We start from the raw sequence: 2149 nt of genomic DNA on the forward strand, positions 1-2149 counted from the left end.
ATAAGGATTAAGGTGTTGCGCAGCCAACACTAAATCCCGAGTGTTGAACAAGCCCGAAGCCACTTTGTTAAGTAAATTGTACGATTGAACTTGAAGGGCACATCGCTTTGAGGCTTTTCTCAAGGCGAGCGGGGTCAAGATAAGGTTGCGATAGCAATCTTATCAACCAGTTAGCTATTTTTCGTTTCTTTCGTCGTCACATCTCCTTTGATTTCGTCAATGCCATTCTCCTTATTATCAAATGCCTTTCGGCTACATGGGTCGGCTCACTCCAACACACGCCATCTCATGCTCACAGCAAGGGCAGATTCTTATCGCTTTGCTCCTTATCGGTGCCGTTAGCGGCGGCATCATATAGACCAAGTTCAATAACAGCAGTTGAATGCGGGCTCTTAAGGCGTGAGCTTGACCACGTAAAAATCCGTAGTCTCGTACTCTCTGCAACCCTTTGGGCAGCACGTGTTGCAAAATGAGCAGCAAAAACTTCAGAATGGGCAAGGTGCGCGTTCGCCATGCATTGGTCTGACTCTCTTTATAGCGGAAGGTGACAGTATCATCTGTGATACTGATGATGTCTTCATCAGGCAGCACACCGCGATAGAGATAGCGCGCCAAATAGTTGAGTGCAGCCTGACCGTATCCTACTTGTCTGCAATCGACCACCCATTGTTTGGGTATGCCACTCGGCAGCCACAACGTTGGGTGTTGATTAATGGCCTCTAGCATTCTTGCTCGCCATACTTTGGCCAAAGCAAACGCGTTGAAGAGGTAATGCTTGTTGCCTTTGTGCCACGTTTGCCTCGACGCGTCGTATTGGCCTGCCGCCACGATAATGTGCAGATGTGGGTGCAAGTTTCGTTGTCGGCTGTGAGTATGCAACACGGCGGTAAAACCAAGTTCACCTTGCCGTTGTCGGTTGGCAAAATCCTTTAATACCCCTGATGCCACCTTAAACATACCGTTATATATCGCTTTAGGTTGATGTCTTGCCAGCACTCTCAATTGATACGGTAAAGTGAAGGTCACCATGAAATAGTGAACAGGTAACCGTTTTTGCTGTTGACGCTGTAGCCAGTCAGAAGTGGTGCGTTGTTGGCATTGAGGGCAATGGCGATGACCACAAGAAAGAGGCAATCGGTCATCGTGATGGCAGTGACTGCAGAACCATTGTGAGCGTCCTTGTTGCTCTGTTTTGCAACGGAGCATCGCCCCAATAGCTCGATGCATATCGCCATTTATCTGCGCAGGATAGTGATGCTTAAGCGCACGATGATGCTGGCGAAGCAGTTCAATGAAAGTACTCATTTTATGCTCCATGTTAAGTCTAGATCATCCGTTAATTGGTTGATGGCCATTGCCGCATCACGCTGCTTTATCTGAGTCATTCGGGTGTATCGTGCCGTGGTGTTGAGGCTTGCATGACCGAGCAGTGATTGCAGTGAACGCAGGTCGACTCCTTGCTCAAGTAAGTGCGTTGCGAAGCAATGTCTGAGTGAATGAGGACTCGCATGCTTTTTGATACCACACTCTTTAAGTACAAGTTTCATCGTCTTTTGAATTCCGCCACGATCCATGGGGGTGTCGTGACATGTACCAAGTCCAGGAAATAAGTAGCAAGGATGCTTATGGGTAAGCCAGTGCGTGCGGAGTGCCTTAAGCGTTCGCTGCGGAAGCGGCACCATTCGGTCTTTTCCGCCTTTTCCTTCCCGTATGTGAACGCGCATTGTTTGGCTGTCGATATCATGAACCGTAAGATTTAATCCCTCACTGAGTCGTAACCCCATGCTGTACAGAGTAAGAAAAAACACCTGATAACGTGCTTGTCGAGTGTGAGTAATCAGCGAGCTGACTTGCTGTGGTGTCAGTATGTCGGGCAGTCGTTTTACTTGTGGCGGCTTGACGATATTGAGCCACTCCCACTGTTTATCGAGCGTGTAGCGATAGAAAAACTGCAAGCCATTACGATCGAGTTTTATGGTGCTCCACGAGTGGGTTTGAATAAGAGACGCGAAGAACTGTTTGAGGTCAGAGGTCGTTAATGTATCAGGGGCTCGGTCGAAATGAGCGGTGATCCGACGAACCGCACGGGAATAGGCATCAATGGTCGCGGGTCGTTTACCTTGCAGCTTTAGGTTGGTAAGGTGTTGTT

Annotated in this window: 2 protein-coding genes; both read right to left on the reverse strand. The window is 48.5% G+C overall.

Features of this window, described 5'->3' with window-relative positions; translation table 11 throughout:
• Window positions 1-252 precede the first annotated feature (252 nt).
• Entirely contained in the window at window positions 253-1305 is a 1053-nt protein-coding gene (locus AB4351_RS14515; protein ID WP_372126382.1) for a transposase, read from the reverse strand.
• The coding region (locus AB4351_RS14520) for a tyrosine-type recombinase/integrase (RefSeq protein WP_372126384.1) at window positions 1302-2149 on the reverse strand (848 nt) is incomplete at its 5' end. The genes AB4351_RS14520 and AB4351_RS14515, both read right to left, overlap by 4 nt.

The organism is Vibrio sp. 10N.261.51.F11 (assembly GCF_041471665.1).
Lineage (GTDB): Bacteria > Pseudomonadota > Gammaproteobacteria > Enterobacterales > Vibrionaceae > Vibrio > Vibrio crassostreae_C.